This is a genomic window from Streptomyces litchfieldiae (assembly GCF_031845365.1).
Taxonomy (GTDB): domain Bacteria; phylum Actinomycetota; class Actinomycetes; order Streptomycetales; family Streptomycetaceae; genus Streptomyces; species Streptomyces litchfieldiae.
On sequence record NZ_JAVREL010000138.1, the window covers coordinates 1 to 418 of the forward strand.

At 65.1% G+C, this 418-nt stretch carries 1 protein-coding gene; it reads right to left on the minus strand.

The annotated features are described in order from the left end of the window. On the minus strand, window positions 1–418 hold a 418-nt coding region (locus RM590_RS35765), incomplete at both ends, for a dihydropteroate synthase (RefSeq protein ID WP_311708976.1).

Below are 418 nucleotides of genomic sequence, written 5' to 3' on the forward strand. Positions count from 1 at the left end.
GTACCGGCGGCGATCCCCAGATCGCCTGCAGCATTGCGATGGTGTCCATTGTCTCGACGACATCATGAACTCGGATGACATCGACGCCCGCCGACCATGCGGGCGCGACAACGGCCAGCGATCCCGCCAGGCGGCCGTCCACTGCGCGTCCGGTGACGTTGCCGACGAACGATTTTCGGCTCACCCCGACCAACACCGGAAAACCGTGATTGCAGAGCTCAGGAAGCCGGCGCAGCAACTCCAGGTTATGTCGAGGGGATTTGCCGAATCCGATGCCCGGATCGATCCACACCGGAGCGGCACCGCCGGCGGCAGCCGTCTGCGCGACACCGGTGACAAAGCCCGTCACCTCGCTGACCACATCCTCGTACTCCGGGAAGCCTTCGGCGAGGACGGGAACCGTGTGCGCGTGCATGCT